Origin of the sequence: Algicola sagamiensis DSM 14643, from assembly GCF_000374485.1 — a bacterium.
Classification (GTDB): Bacteria; Pseudomonadota; Gammaproteobacteria; order Enterobacterales; family Alteromonadaceae; genus Algicola; species Algicola sagamiensis.
Map to the genome: position 1 here is coordinate 1 of NZ_KB894526.1, position 1,676 is coordinate 1,676.

The window sequence follows — 1,676 nt, forward strand, 5'->3', positions numbered from 1 at the left end:
CCCCCACGCCGGAAGACCAAGGGTTCCTATCCCATGCTAATCAGGGTAGGGTGAGTCGACCCCTAAGGCGAGGCCGAAAGGCGTAGTCGATGGGAAACAGGTTAATATTCCTGTACTTAATATTACTGCGATGGGGGGACGGAGAAGGCTAGGCAAGCACACGGTTGGTTGTGTGTGAAAGTGAGTAGGCTGGGAGTTTAGGTAAATCCGGACTTCTGTTAAAGCTGAGACACGAGACGAGACTCTACGGAGTTGAAGTTGTTGATGCCCTGCTTCCAGGAAAAGCCTCTAAGCTTCAGGTAATATTGAATCGTACCCGAAACCGACACAGGTGGTCAGGTAGAGAATACTAAGGCGCTTGAGAGAACTCGGGTGAAGGAACTAGGCAAAATAGTACCGTAACTTCGGGAGAAGGTACGCTCTTGTTTGTGAAGGACTTGCTCCGTAAGCAGATGAGAGTCGCAGTGACCAGGTGGCTGGGACTGTTTATTAAAAACACAGCACTCTGCAAAATCGCAAGATGACGTATAGGGTGTGACACCTGCCCGGTGCCGGAAGGTTAATTGATTGGGTTAGCGTAAGCGAAGCTCATGATCGAAGCCCCGGTAAACGGCGGCCGTAACTATAACGGTCCTAAGGTAGCGAAATTCCTTGTCGGGTAAGTTCCGACCTGCACGAATGGTGTAACCATGGCCACGCTGTCTCCACCCGAGACTCAGTGAAATTGAAATTGCGGTTAAGATGCCGTATACCCGCGGCTAGACGGAAAGACCCCGTGAACCTTTACTACAGCTTGGCACTGAACATTGAGCCTACATGTGTAGGATAGGTGGGAGGCTTTGAAGCGTTGACGCTAGTCATCGTGGAGCCGACCTTGAAATACCACCCTTGTATGTTTGATGTTCTAACTTAGGTCCCTAATCGGGATTGAGGACAGTGCCTGGTGGGTAGTTTGACTGGGGCGGTCTCCTCCCAAAGAGTAACGGAGGAGCACGAAGGTTGGCTAAGTACGGTCGGACATCGTACGGTTAGTGCAATGGCATAAGCCAGCTTAACTGCGAGACAGACACGTCGAGCAGGTGCGAAAGCAGGTCATAGTGATCCGGTGGTTCTGAATGGAAGGGCCATCGCTCAACGGATAAAAGGTACTCCGGGGATAACAGGCTGATACCGCCCAAGAGTTCATATCGACGGCGGTGTTTGGCACCTCGATGTCGGCTCATCACATCCTGGGGCTGAAGTCGGTCCCAAGGGTATGGCTGTTCGCCATTTAAAGTGGTACGCGAGCTGGGTTTAGAACGTCGTGAGACAGTTCGGTCCCTATCTGCCGTGGGCGTTGGATGATTGAGAGGAGCTGCTCCTAGTACGAGAGGACCGGAGTGGACGAACCTCTGGTGTTCGGGTTGTCACGCCAGTGGCACTGCCCGGTAGCTAAGTTCGGAACTGATAACCGCTGAAAGCATCTAAGCGGGAAGCAGGCCTCGAGATGAGTCATCCCTAGGAATTAAATTCCTCTAAAGGGTTGTTGAAGACTACGACGTAGATAGGCAGGGTGTGGAAGCGCTGTGAGGCGTTAAGCTAACCTGTACTAATTGCCCGAGAGGCTTAACCATACAACGCCCAAGTGGTTTTGTGTGGCGGTCTAGAGACGATAAAGAAATCGAGACTAAGGTTAC

The 1,676-nt window shown here is 51.8% G+C and carries 1 rRNA gene; it reads left to right on the top strand.

What is annotated here, in order from left to right:
* Positions 1 to 1,613: ribosomal RNA gene (locus C505_RS0120905) — 23S ribosomal RNA — on the top strand; the annotation flags it as partial.
* Positions 1,614 to 1,676 lie beyond the last annotated feature (63 nt).